General features: G+C 64.2%; 14 protein-coding genes and 1 pseudogene. 10 read left to right on the top strand and 5 right to left on the bottom strand.

The window, feature by feature from the left end; genetic code table 11:
• Nucleotides 1–11: 11 nt before the first annotated feature.
• Both FIU66_RS15615 and FIU66_RS15610 read right to left on the bottom strand, forming a co-directional pair.
• Nucleotides 12–713, bottom strand: coding sequence for a hypothetical protein (locus tag FIU66_RS15615; protein ID WP_167623815.1), 702 nt, complete (start codon nt 711–713; stop codon nt 12–14).
• A 47-nt stretch (nt 714–760) separates the two neighbouring features.
• A complete protein-coding gene (locus FIU66_RS15610) occupies nt 761–1252 on the bottom strand; it encodes an RNA polymerase sigma factor (RefSeq protein ID WP_167623813.1) in 492 nt (163 codons plus the stop codon).
• Between the two features lie 90 nt (nt 1253–1342).
• Here FIU66_RS15610 and FIU66_RS15605 point away from each other — a divergent pair, with 90 nt between their 5' ends.
• Together FIU66_RS15605 and FIU66_RS15600 are read left to right on the top strand one after the other, a co-directional pair.
• Complete coding sequence (locus FIU66_RS15605; protein WP_167623811.1) at nt 1343–2617, top strand: S8 family serine peptidase; 1275 nt, start codon at nt 1343–1345, stop codon at nt 2615–2617.
• Between the two features lie 174 nt (nt 2618–2791).
• Nucleotides 2792–3657 (top strand): annotated as a pseudogene (locus FIU66_RS15600) (cation:proton antiporter); the annotation flags it as partial.
• A 42-nt stretch (nt 3658–3699) separates the two neighbouring features.
• On the opposite strand, the gene FIU66_RS15595 reads toward FIU66_RS15600, so the two are convergent.
• Both FIU66_RS15595 and FIU66_RS15590 read right to left on the bottom strand, forming a co-directional pair.
• Complete coding sequence (locus FIU66_RS15595) at nt 3700–4290, bottom strand: exopolysaccharide biosynthesis protein (protein WP_167623810.1); 591 nt, start codon at nt 4288–4290, stop codon at nt 3700–3702.
• A gap of 95 nt (nt 4291–4385) precedes the next feature.
• The gene (locus FIU66_RS15590) at nt 4386–4586 is read right to left on the bottom strand and encodes a hypothetical protein (RefSeq protein ID WP_167623808.1); all 201 of its coding nucleotides are present in this window, start codon (nt 4584–4586) and stop codon (nt 4386–4388) included.
• A gap of 73 nt (nt 4587–4659) precedes the next feature.
• Between FIU66_RS15590 and FIU66_RS15585 the strand changes: the two genes are divergently transcribed.
• From FIU66_RS15585 to FIU66_RS15575, 3 genes are read left to right on the top strand one after another with little or no spacing between them, the layout of a single operon-like run.
• Complete coding sequence (locus tag FIU66_RS15585; protein WP_167623807.1) at nt 4660–6987, top strand: FdhF/YdeP family oxidoreductase; 2328 nt, start codon at nt 4660–4662, stop codon at nt 6985–6987.
• Nucleotides 6984–7712, top strand: a complete 729-nt coding sequence (locus FIU66_RS15580) for a cytochrome c oxidase assembly protein (RefSeq protein WP_167623805.1) — start codon at nt 6984–6986, stop codon at nt 7710–7712. The genes FIU66_RS15585 and FIU66_RS15580 overlap by 4 nt, the downstream gene beginning before the upstream one ends.
• Entirely contained in the window at nt 7709–8224 is a 516-nt protein-coding gene (locus tag FIU66_RS15575; RefSeq protein ID WP_167623803.1) for a CopD family protein, read from the top strand. Before FIU66_RS15580 ends, FIU66_RS15575 begins: the two co-directional genes overlap by 4 nt.
• On the opposite strand, the gene FIU66_RS15570 is transcribed toward FIU66_RS15575, so the two are convergent.
• Complete coding sequence (locus FIU66_RS15570) at nt 8191–8700, bottom strand: DUF2231 domain-containing protein (protein ID WP_167623873.1); 510 nt, start codon at nt 8698–8700, stop codon at nt 8191–8193. The two genes, FIU66_RS15575 and FIU66_RS15570, sit on opposite strands and share 34 nt — an antisense overlap.
• Before the next feature lie 105 nt (nt 8701–8805).
• Here FIU66_RS15570 and FIU66_RS15565 point away from each other — a divergent pair, with 105 nt between their 5' ends.
• The 5 genes from FIU66_RS15565 to FIU66_RS15545 all read left to right on the top strand — a co-directional run bounded on the left by FIU66_RS15565 (nt 8806) and on the right by FIU66_RS15545 (nt 14603).
• Complete coding sequence (locus FIU66_RS15565) at nt 8806–9456, top strand: cytochrome c oxidase subunit II (protein WP_167623802.1); 651 nt, start codon at nt 8806–8808, stop codon at nt 9454–9456.
• Between the two features lie 14 nt (nt 9457–9470).
• A complete protein-coding gene (gene ctaD / locus FIU66_RS15560) occupies nt 9471–11951 on the top strand; it encodes a cytochrome c oxidase subunit I (RefSeq protein WP_167623872.1) in 2481 nt (826 codons plus the stop codon).
• Nucleotides 11948–12268 (top strand): hypothetical protein, encoded by a 321-nt coding sequence (locus FIU66_RS15555; RefSeq protein ID WP_167623801.1) that lies wholly within the window; start codon nt 11948–11950, stop codon nt 12266–12268. The genes ctaD and FIU66_RS15555 overlap by 4 nt, the downstream gene beginning before the upstream one ends.
• Nucleotides 12269–12542: 274 nt before the next feature.
• A complete protein-coding gene (locus FIU66_RS15550; RefSeq protein ID WP_167623799.1) occupies nt 12543–12719 on the top strand; it encodes a hypothetical protein in 177 nt (58 codons plus the stop codon).
• Between the two features lie 105 nt (nt 12720–12824).
• Nucleotides 12825–14603, top strand: coding sequence for a thiamine pyrophosphate-requiring protein (locus FIU66_RS15545; protein WP_167623797.1), 1779 nt, complete (start codon nt 12825–12827; stop codon nt 14601–14603).
• The last annotated feature ends 1209 nt before the right edge of the window (nt 14604–15812 follow it).

Here is a 15812-nt window from a genome sequence, read left to right as displayed (position 1 = left end):
GAGGAGCAGCTTTATTCCGTCGACAGCGCGGTGGCCTCGTCTTCAAGGGTCAGCGGCTCGCCCGCGCCGGTTTGCGCCAACCAGTCATCCAGGGCCGCGATATCGCCAGATGCGGGGACATAGCCTTCGGTGGCTGTCAGGTCGCTGGCGAACTGCTGCTGCCAGGCACCGTCTTGGCGGCACGCCACGCCGACCGTCAGGGCAGTTCCTTGCACAGTCTCGTACTCGCGGCAGAAATCGCCCGCCGCCGTGCGATAGGACGCGATAACCGTCAGTTCGCGGCCGTCATCAAGCGTCACCGCCTCGCCCGAGGGCAGACGGTCGAGCGCCGCAAACTCGGCCTGCGGCAAACCTACGGGGCCGCTGCCCATCTGCCACCAGCCGATGCCGATCACGGCTGCAGCCAGCGCGGCGGCCAGTGCGACAAGCGGGGCCCAGTTCGTGTTGGCTGGGGAACGAGCGGATGTGGCCACGACAGAAGCCGCCTGAGGTGCCAGGCTGGCCGCGCGGATGCGGCCAATCAGTGCGTCATCGGACAGCGCCGCCTGTGTTTCGGCTGTCAGGGCCCGCAGCCTCGCGCGGGTTTCGGTGAACCGGCGCAGCCGGGCCTGGGCCTCGGGATCGTCGGCGATGGCGGCCGAGACACGCGCGGCCGCGGCCTGGTCCAGCTCGCCGTCGGCAAGCGCCATCAGGGTTTCGTCGTCGATCTGCACGGCCGGCTCCTATCGCGCGGGGTTTCCCATGTCATACGCATGGGGCATCATCTTATTCCCAACTTGTCGGCAAGAGCCAGCCGGGCGCGTGACAGGCGGCTCATCACCGTGCCCTTGGGAATGCCCAGAACCTGAGCCGCCTCGGCATAGCTCAGCTCCTCGACGCAGATCAGATGCAGGATCTCGGCCTGTTCAGCGGGCAGCTCCTTCATCGCCTCCTGCGTGGCGCGCAGCATCAGCCGTGCTTCGACGGCCCGCCTGCCATCGTCGGCAAGAGCTTCTGGAATATCGAACACATCCACCTCGATCCCCTGAGTGCGCTGGCGGCGGGTGACATCGATGAAGGCATTACGGGTAATGCGGAACAGCCACGGCTCCAGCCGAGAGGAGGGATCATAGCTCTCAGACGCCCGGATCGCCCGTTCCACCGTCGTCTGGACCAGATCGTCTGCCAGATCGGCGCGCCTGGCCAGCGACATGGCATAGCGGCGAAGATTGGGCAGAAGCCGAATCAGGGCCTCGCCGAAAGCTGCGTCCATGCCATCCTCTTGGATCTTCTGTCTGTCCGGGGAATATTTGCGGGCCTGCGGCGTAGTTGTCCAGAAACGAAGTCATCGAAAGGTTTGACGATGCCCAGGCTGGTCCTGTTTCTTGCCATGATTGCAGTGGCGCTTGCGACCAATCCTCACCTGAACGGCAGCGGCTGGTCCCTTGTTGCAGCAGCCCATGCTGACGATGACGAGAGCGACGACGATGATGACAGCGACGACGGTGACGATGATGACGACGACGATCGGATCATCCGCCGCGCCCCTGCCGCGCCCACGCCCCTGCCTGCCCGCGCCGAGAACGAGGTGCTGGCCCGGGGCGTGGCCCAGAACGTCCTGAGCACGCTGGAGGCGGAGGGCTTCCGCATCCTGCAGCAGCGGGCCCTTGCGGATGGCAACAGCCTGGTGCGGCTGCTGAAGCCCGCATCGCTGACCATGGACCAGGCCCGCGACCGGGTCCGTGCCTTGGCAAACGGGGCCGAGGCTGATTTCAACCATTTCTATCGCAGCGAACAGGCCGGACGCGGCCCGCGTTGCGAGGGGTCCGACTGCCTCGCCCGCGACATGATCGGCTGGCCCGTAAGCCTGTCCGGCTGCAAGGCCATGCCGCGCATCGGCATGGTTGATACGGGGCTGAATGCCGACCACGTTGCGCTTTCCGATGCCCGCGTCCGTGTCCACCGCATCGAAACCGAGGCCCCACCATCAGATCTGCTGCATGGTACGGCAGTGGCGTCGCTGCTGGTGGGAAATCGGGACAGCCGCAGCCCTGGCTTGGTGCCGGAGGCGGAACTGATCGCAGTGGATGCCTTCCAGAAGGTCGGCGCCGATCAACGCGCCGATGCTTTTGCCCTGATTGAGGCGCTGGACTACCTTGCGACCCAAGAGGTGCGCATCGTCAACCTGTCGCTGGCCGGGCCGCCCAACGAGGCGCTTGCCCGGCAAATTGCGCGGATGGCGCATGATGGTATCTTGCTGATCGCGGCGGCAGGGAATTATGGCCCCCAAGCCGCACCAGCCTTTCCGGCGGCCTATGACGCAGTGCTGGCCGTTACGGCTGTTGACCGGCGGGGCCAAGTCTATCGCCGCGCCAATCGGGGTCAGTATATCGACCTGGCCGCGCCGGGGGTGAATGTCTGGACCGCTGCCTCGATCAGGGGGGCACGAACCAAGACCGGGACCTCCTATGCCGCACCGTTCGTGACCGCGGCGGCGGCACTGTTGTGGAGCCGCGATCCCTCGTTGTCTTCAGCCCAGTTGCGCAACTTGCTACGCGGCAATGCTCGCGATCTGGGACCTGAGGGCCAGGACGCGATATTCGGAGCTGGCCTGATCACCCCACCGCCCGGCTGCTGATAAGTCGAATGCTGCCAATGTGCATTGCGATGCCTCCTGTAGGGAGACAAAGCGCATTTTCCGAGTAAAATACGCCACCAAAGAGCGTTCTTGCTCTGAGCTGCAGCTTTTCCTCCCTGCCTGTTCCATAAAATCCGTAGGTGCCGGAAGAGGTGTAGGCGCAGAGTAGAATTGTTGCGAACTGGCAAAGTTGATTTGTCGCTCTTGCACTGCTGCCGGAGCCTTGCGGTCGCCTGGTTGCCCTTGGCGCTGAAGCGGCTGCCGTTGTCGCTGCCCATTGTCTGCATCGGCCTCGGGCGGCGATCTTCTCGCTGCCGGGGGTGGGGCTTGATCCATCGGCCTTGGCCCATCCCGAATTCACCGAGCGGTTCACGGAATTCGTGGTCATCATTGCGCCGATGGGGGCGGGGCTGAAGCTGGACCAGATCTTCGGACTGCACCAATGGCAGGTGACCTGGCGGCTGATCCTTGTGACCCTTCCTCTCAGCATCGCGGCAATAACCGCCTTGGCCGGGACATGGATGGGCTTGGCCTGGCCCGTGGCGCTCCTCCTGGGCGCGTCCCTGGCTCCGACCGATCCGGTCCTGGCCGCCGACGTGCAGGTCGGCCCCCCGAAGACCGGAGAGGAGGATGAGGTCCGCTTCGGCCTAACTTCCGAGGCAGGCATGAACGATGGCGCGGCCTTTCCCTTTGTTCATCTGGCGATTGCGTTGTCCCTTGCCGCTGCCACGGGCGAGCCCTGGGCCATGAGGTGGCTGACCTACAACGTCCTGTGGGAAATCGGCGCGGGCGTTGCGGGCGGATACCTCATCGGCCGCGCCTTCGGCTGGGTCACCTTCCGCATCCCGGCTGAGACTAAGCTCGCGCAGACAGGCGACGGGCTGACCGCCCTGGCGGCGACCTTCGTGTCCTATGGCCTGACCGAGATGATCCAGTCCTACGGCTTCCTGTCGGTCTTCGTCACCGCCCTGACCTTCCGCCATGCCCATCGCAGCCACGACTTCCACCGCGAGATGCACGACCTACCTGGAGCGGTTCAGATATAGGCGCGCCGATGTTTTGGCAGAGTATCAAGCAAGACACTACCCGCCAAAGCCGAACTGCCAGACGACCACGGGTATCGCCAGCAGCAGGATCAGCGACAGCGCGACCAAGCCGCCATCGCGCGTCAGAAGGCCCGCCGCAAAAAGGGCGATCACCGCTGAGGCAATGGAGCCCGATGTCGGGATAACTTCCATAAAGGGCATGAACAAGGTCAGGACCAGGATAAGCAGCTGCGGCAGGTAAAGCCACGGGTGGTGCAGTAGCCATGTCAGACGTTCCTTCAGGAAGCGTTCGACAAAGCCTACAGGCTTTCGCAACCAGCCGATCCCCTTGCAAAGCTTATCCGTGGGAAGTTCGCGGCGCATGATGACGTCTGGCAGCCAGACACTGTCCCGTCCGAGGATCATCTGCAGCATCAGAATGAAGACGATCACCGCTACGATGGCCGTAAGTCCTGGGATAGCGCTGGCAGGCGAGGTCGAAACAAGCGCGAAGATCAGGATCAGCGAGGCAAATGATTTCTGTCCCAGCTCCTTGACCACCTCCTGCACTGTGATGCTGTCGCCATGAGCAGCAGTCTCCAGCTTATCAAGAACATCGCTGAGCTTGTGGGATTGGTCTTCGGCCATGCGCCACCTGTAAGGAGTCTGACTAACCTGACCGCAAGGCATCCGCGACAGGCTTGCGCGGAACCCGGGGCAGGACAGATTGTTCCGACGGATGCTCACACTAGGATAATGCTTCCAGCGCATCGATGCGGGATGGCCAAGATGAACAGGAAACGATCAAGCGCGTTGCTGAACTGCAGATAGCGCGGTCGGTTTCGGGACTCTCTTGCTGCAAGAACATTCTCAGCGTTGTCGTATTTGCCCGGTGCCTCTTCCTTATCAAAACTCGGCAGCCGCGTGTCGTCTTGCCCGACCATGGAACATGTCGCTGCATCCTGTGTTGCCAGTATGGCAGAGCATCAGCGTGGTCACCTGTCTGAGGAGGGTCTGATGAGCCAAGAAAAGCATCCGGGCGACGACTCCACCCGGCAGCGAGAAGATGCGCCCTATTACACCAACGCCACCGGTGGCTGGGGTTCGCTGAAAGGAGTCGGGCGCATCCTGGCCGATCAGAGGCCGACAATGGGCGCGTTCCGCACGCTGATGCGGCAGAACAAGCCGGGCGGGCATATGTGTACATCCTGCGCCTGGACCAAGCCCAAGCATCCCCATCCCTTCGAGTTCTGCGAGAATGGCGCCAAGGCGACCGTCTGGGATTTGACCCGCAGCCGCTGCGGGCCGGATTTCTTCGCCGAACACAGCGTAACCGAGTTGCGCGAACTCTCCGATCATGAACTGGAAAAAGCCGGGCGGCTGACCCATCCGATGCGCTATGACGCGGCGACTGACCGCTATGTGGAAACGACCTGGGACGAGGCCTTCCAGGACATCGGCGCACGGCTTCGGACGCTGGATCCGAAAACGACGGTCTTCTACACCTCGGGTCGGGCAAGCCTGGAAGCATCATACCTGTTTGCGCTGTTCGCGCGGCTTTACGGGCACAACAACCTGCCCGACAGTTCCAACATGTGCCACGAGACGACCAGCGTCGCGCTGAAGAAGTTCATCGGCGTATCGGTCGGCACCTGCGTTCTGGACGACTTCGACCATTGCGACATGATCATCTTCATGGGGCAGAACACCGGGTCGAATTCGCCGCGCTTCCTGCATACGCTGAAATCCGCAAGGGACCGGGGTTGCAAGATCGTTACCTTCAACCCGATCCGCGAACGCGGGCTGGTGAAATTCGTCAGCCCCCAGAACCCTGTCCAGATGACGGTGACGCCGGCGACCACGATTTCCGACCTTTATCTGCAGGTGAAGCCCGGCGGCGATGTCGCGGCCCTCGTGGGCGTCTGCAAGCACGTGATCGAGCAGGATGAGCGCTCGGGCGGAACCGTCATCGACCATGACTTCATTGGCAGCCACACCACCGGCTTTCAGGATTTCATGGCCCGGATGAAGCAGACCCCCTGGGACCGGATCGAGCAGACCTCGGGCCTTCGGCGCGAGGATCTGGAAACGGTGGGCGACATGTATTGCAAGGCCGGAAAGACCATCGGCATCTATGGCATGGGGCTGACCCAGCACGTCAAGGGTTGGCTGAACCTGGGAATGTATATTAGCCTGCTGCTGCTGCGCGGCAATATCGGGCGGCAAGGCGCGGGCATATCGCCCGTACGCGGGCACTCCAACGTACAGGGACAGCGCACGGTCGGCATCACCGAAAAGCCGAAGCTGGTCCCGAACAACAAGCTGCGCGAGCTGTTCGGGTTCGAGCCGCCGATGGAGGAAGGGCGCAACACCACCGCCCTGGTCGAGGGTCTGCTTGACGGATCGGTCAAGGGGCTGATCTCGCTGGGCGGCAACCTAGTCCGGTCAATTCCGGACCGTGAACGGGCCGAACCCTGCTGGGACACGCTGGACCTGAACGTGCAGGTCGCCACCAAGCTCAACCGCTCGCACCTGTTCCCAGGCAGGCACAGCTGGCTGCTGCCCTGCCTGGTGCGGGCCGAGGAGGATCGGCAGACCACCGGTCCGCAGGCGGTGTCGATGGAAGACAGCCTGAGCATGGTCCATGGGTCCCTCGGCAAGCGCAAGCCGGCCTCGCCGCAGCTGAAATCGGAAATCGCCATCATTGCGGGGATCGCCAAGGCGACCTTGCCGCCAAAGCCCCAGGTGAAATGGGACGAATGGACCGGGGATTATGCCCTGATCCGCGACCTGATCGAGGCGACTTACCCTGACAAGTTCAAGGACTTCAACGACCGGCTTTATACCCCCGGCGGCTTTCATCGCGGCAACAAGGCGCGCGAACGGATCTGGCAGACCGACAGCGGCAAGGCCGAATTCACCGCGCCCGACACCCTAAGCGCGCTTGGCAATGAAGCCCCAGGCAATCAGATGACGTTGGTCACGCTGCGGTCGAACGACCAGTTCAACACCACCGTCTATGGCTTTGCGGACCGGCTGCGGGGGCTGAACGGGCGCGACATCCTGTTGATCAACCCTGAGGAAATGGCACGCCTGGACCTGACCGATGGCCAGGTCGTCACGCTGGAATGCGCGATCGAGGATGGCCATGAACGTGTGGTGCGGGGCCTGCGTATCCTGGGCTATGACCTGCCGGATGGATGCGTCGCGGCCTATTACCCGGAAGTGAACCCGCTGGTTCCGGTGCATTACCGCGACGAGCTGTCCCATACCCCGGCCTATAAGGGCGTCCCCGTCCGTATCCGGGCCGGGGGTGGTGCCGTAGAGATGAGGGCTGCGGAATGATCCACGATGCATTGATCGTGGGTGACCTGACCGGCCTTTACTGCGGCCCGGCCCCCGATCCGGGCGTGATCTGGGCGCGCTGGAACCTCGACCCGCTGCTTCTTGCGGCACTTGCCGTGTTGGCGCTGATGCTTGCACGGTCGCGGGCGGGCGGGGCGGCAGTGGTGGTGCTGGTTCTGGCCTTCGTCTCGCCGCTTTGCGCGCTGTCGGCGGCGCTGTTTTCCGCGCGGGTGGTCCATCACCTGCTGCTGGTGGCGGTTGCGGCGCCGCTGATCGCGCTGGCCTGGCCTGCACGGGTGCCCCGCGCCATCACGCCGGTGTTTCTGACAGCGACCGGGGCGCTGTGGATCTGGCACCTGCCGCAGGCTTACGACGCGGCGATGGCGAATATGGGCCTTTACTGGGTAATGCAGGCGACGCTGCTGGGCTCCGCCACAGCCTTCTGGCGCGCGATCCTGGCGCCCGGTCAGCCTGCGGGGCAGGCGGGCCTGGCGATCCTGGGGGCCTATATGCAGATGGGGCTGCTGGGCGCGCTCCTGACCTTTGCACCGGACGCGCTTTACGCGATCCATCAGACAGCACCGCTGTCCTGGGGGTTCACGCCGCTGACGGACCAGCAGCTTGGCGGAATCATCATGTGGGTGCCTGCGGGTCTTCCCTATGCCGCCCTGGGCCTGCTGGTGGCGCGGCGCGGCTGGCGGCAGTTGCAGGCCCGCCCGACATGATCTCCTGGCTGGAACCGGTCATTCCCCACTTGAAGGCTCTGCATGTGATTGCGCTTGCGCTGTGGGTGGGGGGCCTCTTTGGTCTGCCGGTGATGCTGGCGCGCCACGATCCGGCCATCGGGCAGGCCGACTATACCCGGATCCGGTTGGCCTCGCATGTCAGCTTTGTCTGGATCATCACGCCAGCCGCCGTGACCGCCATCGTCGCCGGAACCTGGCTGATCTTCCTGCGCGAGGTTTTTACCGTCTGGATGTTCGCCAAGCTGGTCTTCGTCGCGCTGCTGATCGGCTTTCACGCCTGGATCGGCCATCACATCGTCAAGGTGGGCGAAAGCGACGGCCGTCACCAGACCCCACGCCCGATCGGACCGCTTCTGATCCTGCTGATACCCGTCCTGGTTATCCTGACCCTGGTCCTGCTGAAACCCGAGCTTGAGGAAATCCCCATGCCCGATTGGCTGACGCAGCCGCGAGAGCGTCAGTTGCCGGTGTCCGAGGTGCCCAGATGGTAATCGAAGACCAGCCTGCCGCCATGCCATCCCGTCGCGCCTACCATGACCACACTGAAGGCGGACAAAAGGATGCCGTAGGGCAGCACCGCGTCCTCGTAGCCGTAAAGCCGATAGCCCCAGTTGGCCCCCAGGATCGACAGCAGCACGACCGCGATCCCGGCATGGGTCCAGGCGGCAGCCCGCGCCCGGATGCCCGGCACGAACAGCAGCTCCAGCGTCCCTGTGAACGCCGCCGCCACGCCGATAAGGAAGGCCATGCCCGCGGCCCACAGCGCCGCGCGTGCCCAGAAGACATCGCCCGTCCACCAGTAGAACAGATCGGCGCCGAAATTACAGAAGGTCAGGGCGATCGGAAAAGCCACGCTCATTGCGTGCAGGGGGTGGCCTGCGATCGCTATCCTGGACGAAGTCTGGTTGAAGCCCGGCAGGTCGGCAACCGGATCCTCGAAAAGGTCTGCCTTGCCTTCGCCCAGCATGTCGTCGGTTTCGTGCTTGGCCTGCTTGCCATCCTGCGTGTCGTTCCCGTCCTTGGCCATAGGCGTCCCTTTCCCAGGATGGTGATCGGGGGAATAACGCCGCTGATGTTGGCAGGTTGCGAAGAGCGCGTTTCCGCCGTCCATCCGGCCGGTCCCGCGGCCGATATCATCGCCACCTTGTGGTGGGTCATGCTGGCGGGCGCGACAGCGATCTTTCTGCTGGTGACGATCCTGCTGGTGCTGGCCTTCCGCCGGGGCGGAGGACCATCCGGCGAGGCGGCGGACATCCGGCGCGAGACGGTCTGGATCAAGGGCCTGGGCCTGGGTTTCACGATGGCCGTGCTGGCGGCCCTGACCGTCTGGGGGCTGTGGATCGGCGAACGACTGCTGCCGCGCCCCGGCCCGGACGTGGTCGCGGTCGAGGCCGAGGGGCAGCAGTGGGTCTGGCGCTTCACCTATCCTGACGCGCCCGGCCGCATGACCGAGGATGAGTTGCACATTCCCGCGAGCCGCCCGGTCGATGTCCACATCACCAGCACCGACGTGATCCACAGCTTCTGGGTGCCGCGCCTGGCAGGCAAGCTGGACGCAATCCCGGGCCATGTGAACGTCTTGCGCATCGAGGCCTGGGAGCCCGGCGAATACGCTGGTTTCAGCGCGGAATTCAGCGGCCCCGGATACCGCCGTCACACGTTCACCGTCATCGCCCATGAGGCGGCGGACTGGGATGCCTTCTTGGCTGGGGGGATGCCGTGACCGACAAGCCACGTTTGACCGCGCTGCGCCTGCACAAGGCCCTGTATCCGATCTGGAGGAACGATCCCGGCTGGAAGGGCATCCTGACCACAGTCAACAACAACACCATCGGCGGCATGTTCATTATGGGCGCCACCGGCATGTTCCTGGTGGGCGGGATCCTGGCCATGCTGATCCGCGCGCAACTGGCCTCGCCCAACTCGGCCTTCATGGGTCCCGAGGTTTATAACCAGATCTTCACGATGCACGGGACCATCATGATGTTCCTGTTTGCCATCCCCTTCTTCGAGGCGCTGACAATCATCCTGTTGCCGGGGATGCTGGGAACCCGCGACCTGGCCTTTCCCCGCCTGGGCGCTTTTGCCTTCTGGTGCTACATGATCGGCAGCACAAGCATGATCGTCGCCCTTGTAGCGGGGGTGGCCCCCGACGGCGGCTGGTTCATGTATCCGCCGCTGTCTTCCAGTGCTTATTCGCCCGGCATCAACACCGACATCTGGCTGCTGGGCATCAGCTTTATCGAAATCTCCGCCATCAGCGCCGCGGTCGAGATCGTCGTCAGCGTGCTGCGCTATCGCGCGGCGGGCATGTCGCTGGACAAGCTGCCGATCTTTGCCTGGTACATGCTGGTCGTGGCGGTGATGATCCTGACCGCCTTCCCGCCGATGATCCTGGGATCCTTGATCCTTGAACTGGAACGGGCCTTCGACATGCCCTTCTTCCAGGCCGAACATGGCGGTGACAGCCTGCTGTGGCAGCACCTGTTCTGGCTGTTCGGCCACCCCGAGGTTTACATCATCTTCCTGCCCGCGGCCGGCGTCGTTTCGATGATCCTGCCCGTGATGGCGCGCACGACCCTGCTGGGCTATGGCTGGGTGGTGGCGGCGGCCATCTCGCTGGCGGTTCTCAGCTTCGGACTGTGGGTCCACCACATGTTTACCACAGGCATCCCGCATATGGGTCTGGCCTTTTTCTCGGCCGTCTCGACCCTGGTGGCGGTGCCCACGGGGGTGCAGATCTTCGCCTGGATCGGCACCCTGTGGAAGGGCCGCCCCGAACTGCACCTGCCGATGCTGTGGATCCTGGGCTTCTTCGTGACCTTTGTCATGGGGGGGCTGACCGGGGTCATGGTTGCGATGGTCCCGTTCGACTGGCAGGCGCACGATACATATTTCGTGGTGGCACATCTGCATTACGTCCTGATCGGCGGCTATGTCTTTCCGATGATCGCGGGCGTTTATTACTGGTTGCCGGTCCTGTCCGGGCGCAAGCGGTTCTTCCGAATGGGCGAGACCGCCTTCTGGCTGGTGATGGTTGGCTTTCACGGAACCTTTCTGCTGCTGCACTGGGCGGGCCTTCTGGGGATGCGGCGCCGGGTCGATACAATCGAGTCCGGATCGGGGTGGGAACTGATAAACCTGCTGGCCTCCATCAGCGGCTTTATCCTGGCCATAGGTTTCGCGTTGGTGGTCCTGGACGTGGCGGTGAATGCCGTTGTTGCGGTACGCGGTCGGCGCAATCCGTGGAACGCAGGCACGCTGGAATGGGCCACGCCGATCCCCGGCCCTGCCTATAACGTCGCCTCGATCCCGGTGATCGGCAGCCGCTATCCCCTGTACGACAACCCCGATCTGCCCGTGCAGATCGCGCGCGGCGAAGGTTTCCTGGGCACACCGGTCCGCAACCGGCGCGAGACATTGGCCGTCAGCGTGTCCCGTGCCGAGCCTGAATTCATCGCCGTCTTTCCCCACAACTCGATCATCCCCTTTGCCATGGCGGTCGTGACCAGCATCGTGTTCCTGGCGCCGGTGTTCAAATGGTGGTGGCTGATGTTCGCCGCCGCCGTGGGGGTAGCGGTCCTGGCTCTGTGCTGGGTGTGGCAGGGTGGATCGCGCCAGGACGAAGGCTTGCTGGACGCAGGCCGGGGCCTGTCCTTGCCCACCCATGCCGAGGTTCCCTATCCCCCCGGCTGGTGGGGAACGCTGTTCCTTTTGCTCGCCAATTCGGTGCTGTTTGGGTCGCTGCTGTTCGGCTATGCTTTTCTATGGACCGTTGCCCCGAACTGGCCGCCGCCTGCGGTCCTGCAGCCCGGCTTCTGGGGACCGGTCCTGGCGATTGGCGGCGGCGCTTTTGCCAGTGGCGGCATTCGCCTGGCCGACCGCGCGATCCGAACTGTAGGTGCGGCCTGGCTGGGCCTGCTGGCCAGCCTGGCCGGGCTTGCAGGCCTATGCGCCGGTGCTTGGACGATCTTCGCGGGCACGACCTACAACGCCCATGCCTACGACGCGACGCTGTGGGTGATCGCGGGCTATGTGACCTTCCACGCGGGTCTTGCGGGGCTGATGGTGCTGTTCCTGACGGCGCGCATCCGGGCGGGCTTCATCTCGGCCCGGCGCTGCGGCGATGCGCGCGTGGTGCAGCTGTGGATCGACTATGCCGTGTTGGTGGCGGCTCTTGGGCTTGGCGCCGCCTGGTTGCCAGGGTGGCTGCCATGAACGACATCCTGCGCCTTTCGCTGCCGCTGTCCGTCTGGATCGCCGCCTTCAGCGGGGTTTATGGGCTTGAGGGGGCCGTCTGTTCGGATCGGTGGGCCGGTGCAGGGCTTGGCCTGGGCCAGGGCCGCGCCGTGCTGGTCGTTGCCTGGGCAGTGGCGATTGCGGTGCAGGTTGGCCTGATCCTCGGGCTGCGGAGGCCGCGCTTTGCCTCGGCCCAGCCTTGGGTGCAGCGGGTCAGCATGATCCTGGCCTACGTGGCCCTGGTCGCAACAGTATGGAGCCTTCTGCCGGTCGTGACCGCCTCGTTGTGTCTGTAGGCGAGGGGCCTTGGGCGAGGGATGCGCTTGTCAGCAGACCGGAACAAAACCTTGGCGTTCCGGTTTCCAGGCCATGACACAGCTGTCCCCGCACGCGTGCTTTCCAAAGGTGAGAAACCCCGATGCACCATATCTCTCAGGACAGGCAGGTCTGGCTGAATGCCTGCCGCCGCTGGGCCGAAAGCTGCCGGACCATGGCTGCCTGACTGCTGCAAGGGCTGTGCCCCGGCGGCGCAAACGTGTTTGACAACTTGAGACCAAGGAAACCATTTCCATGCAAAGCGCATCCCCACCCATCGATCTGCCCGACGATCTTCGCCGCGGTCTGGACATCGCGGCTGGTGAGGCGGGCAAGACGCCCTCCGACATCGTCGTGGAGGCGCTTGAAAGTTTCGGCGTCAAGCGCCTGAGCGAGGACCAGTTCCAGAAGCGCATGACAGGATCCCAATAGCGCGACAGGATTGCGGCAGGAGCTTCGTTGCCGTCCGCTGGGCGGCAGGGAACCTCGCCGCCCCGCCTTGGTTGCCCCTGCGGATGACGCGAATGGGGGTAGGCGATGTCGATGACAGTGGGGGATTTCTTCTGGCAGCGGCTGTGGGACTGGGGTGTCCGGCGCGTCTTCGGCTATCCTGGCGACGGCATCAACGGGCTTCTGGGAGCGCTGCGGCGACGAGGGGGCGATATCGACTTCGTGCAGGTCCGGCACGAGGAGATGGCCGCCTTCATGGCCGTGGCCCATGCCAAGTTCACCGGAGAGATCGGCGTCTGCCTGGCAACATCGGGACCGGGGGCGGCACATCTTCTGACCGGGCTTTATGACGCAAGGGCCGATCACATGCCGGTCCTGGCCATTGTCGGCCAGCAGGCGCGCACCGCATTGGGGTCGCATTACCAGCAGGAAATCGACCTTGTGTCGATGTTCAAGGACGTGGCGGGCGATCACGTCCACACCGTCACAGTGCCCGCCCAGGTTCGCCATCTGACCGACCGCGCCATGCGCGCCGCCATCGGCCAGCGGCGCGTGTCGGCCCTGATCTTTCCCAATGACCTGCAGGAACTGGACTATGCCGATCCGCCTCGCGCGCATGGCTCGGTCTTTTCCGGGGTCGGCTATGCCCCGCCCGTGGTGGTCCCGCAGGAGGCCGACCTGCGCCGCGCGGCCGAAATCCTGAACGCGGGCGAGAAGGTCGCGATGCTGGTTGGGGCCGGCGCCTTAGCCGCGCAAACCGAGGTCCAGGCCGTGGCCGAACGGCTGGGCGCGGGCGTGGCCAAGGCGCTGCTGGGCAAGGCGGTCCTGCCCGACGATTTGCCCTATGTCACGGGTTCCATCGGACTTCTGGGTACGTCCGCCAGTTGGGAGATGATGCAGCACTGCGACACGCTGCTGATGGTCGGATCGGGCTTTCCCTATTCCGAGTTCCTGCCCGAGGAAGGCAAGGCGCGGGGCGTGCAGATCGACATCGATCCCACGATGCTGTCGCTGCGCTATCCGATGGAGGCGAGCCTGACCGGCGACAGCGCGGCCACTCTGCGTGCCCTGCTGCCGATGCTGGACCAGAAGCCCGAGGGCCGCTGGCAGGACCGCATCCGGCGCAGCATCCAGGCATCGTGGGAAACACTGGAACAGCGCGCCCATGCCCCGGCCAATCCGGTCAACCCGCAACTGCCCTTCTGGACGTTGTCGAAGCGCCTGCCCGATCATGCGATCCTGACTTCGGACAGCGGGTCTTGTGCCAACTGGTTTGCCCGCGACGTCAGGATCCGGCGCGGGATGATGTGTTCGCTGTCGGGAGGCCTCGCCTCGATGGGGGCGGCGGTCCCCTATGCCATCGCGGCCAAGATGGCCCATTCCGCGCGCCCCGTGGTGGCCATGGTGGGCGACGGGGCCATGCAGATGAACAACATGGCCGAGCTGATCACAGTGGCGAAATACTGGCGCGACTGGGACAGTCCGACCTGGATCTGCCTGGTGCTGAACAACGGCGACTTGAACCAGGTCACGTGGGAACAGCGGGTGATGGAGGGAGACCCGAAGTTCGAGGCGACCCAGAACATCCCCGACGTGCCCTATCACCAGTTTTCCAAGATGATCGGTTTGCACGGCATCCTGGTCGATGATCCGGCCCAGGTCGCGGAGGCCTGGGACCAAGCCTTTGCCGCCGACCGCCCCACGGTGATCGAGATCAAGGCCGATCCCGAGGTGCCGCCCATTCCCCCGCATCTGACCTTCAAGCAGATCAGGAATTTCGCCATGGCAACGATACGCGATCCCGAAGGCGCGGGCATCCTGCGCAATGCCGCGCGGCAGATATTCGGATCGGGACCGGATCAATAATGGTGGGGCCAGTGGTTTTGGCAGGAAGCAGCGGGAGCGTTCAGGTCATGGACCGGTCGTGACTGAAGTGGGGGCAGGCGCCCGCCCGAATAGATCAGTGTGCAGTGATTGAAGGTGCAATCGCGAAACGCGGTGCTATCGAGGCAAATCGCTGAGCGGCCGAAAATGGCCCTGTCAATGAAGTGTATGTCGCCAGGATGATTACTGTCGGTTATTGCTTGTCGCCTCAGGTTGTAAGTCCCATTCCTCCATGGGCTGCGACACCAGACGCGCCCACCCGGCCTGCACGCAGTGCGCAGCGCAGCGCAGCGCAGAGAAAGGCCAGAGAAACCCCTTCGTCCCGTCAAGCGGACGGTCTTGCGTGGGGGGAACCGGCGGCTCCCATGACACGGACGCGCGCCCTTCGCGCGTGCCCACAAAGGCAGGGGCGTTCGGCTTGTCCGAATCCCCCGGCCAGGCGCGGACACGCGCCTTTGCCTCTATCCCCGCCCTTTGCGGGGATCCCTCGATCATCTTTCCCGGTCGAAGCTATCCAGCCTGCTGCCTCCCTGCGGGCGGCGGGCCCTGCAAGGCGGCGAGCTGGACGCGCCCATCATGGAGCGAAGGAAGGTGAGCCGCCCTGTGGTTCGGCAGGATTGTGCCACCCAGCAGAGCAAACGACAGGAAGTTTGGCATACGACTTTTGTCGTGCTAGGCTCTCTACGTGCAAAGGAGGGTGTGACATGTTGCATTCGCCCGAGCAGCACGACATCCGTTGGTCGAGACCCAAGGCCGAGACGGAAATGTCAGACGATGAGGTCAGGCAAGTGTTCGACGCCTTGGTCGCAAAGCTCAACAAAGAAGAAAGATCAGCGTCAGGTAAGCGGTAGGTCAGTTCGACATGAATGTCCCCCCTCGCCGACCGGCGGGGGTTTGGACCGGATCACCCAACTTCCCGCCCGGGTGACCACAGGCTGTTTGCTCGATCCCTGTGGTCTCGCTTACAGCCTGCTGCGGCCTCCCGCCTCCACTCTCAAGGTCGTTCCGGCGCAAGGCTGGACAACCCGGCTACCCCGCAAGCGATCTTCACCCAGCACGGGCCGAGACGGGGCCGCTGAACCGACTATTGCGGCCCCGTAAAGGCTGGCTCGGGACGAGACGGAGGGCGCGAGAAAGCTGCAAAGAAGGGGCAGGGGTCCAGGCTCGGGGCGCAGGCCGGCGCAGCCGGCT

Source organism: Paracoccus sp. AK26 (assembly GCF_011801365.1).
GTDB lineage: Bacteria > Pseudomonadota > Alphaproteobacteria > Rhodobacterales > Rhodobacteraceae > Paracoccus > Paracoccus aerius.
Note: the sequence above shows the minus strand (reverse complement) of the source record. Positions and strands in the feature narration are given on the sequence as shown.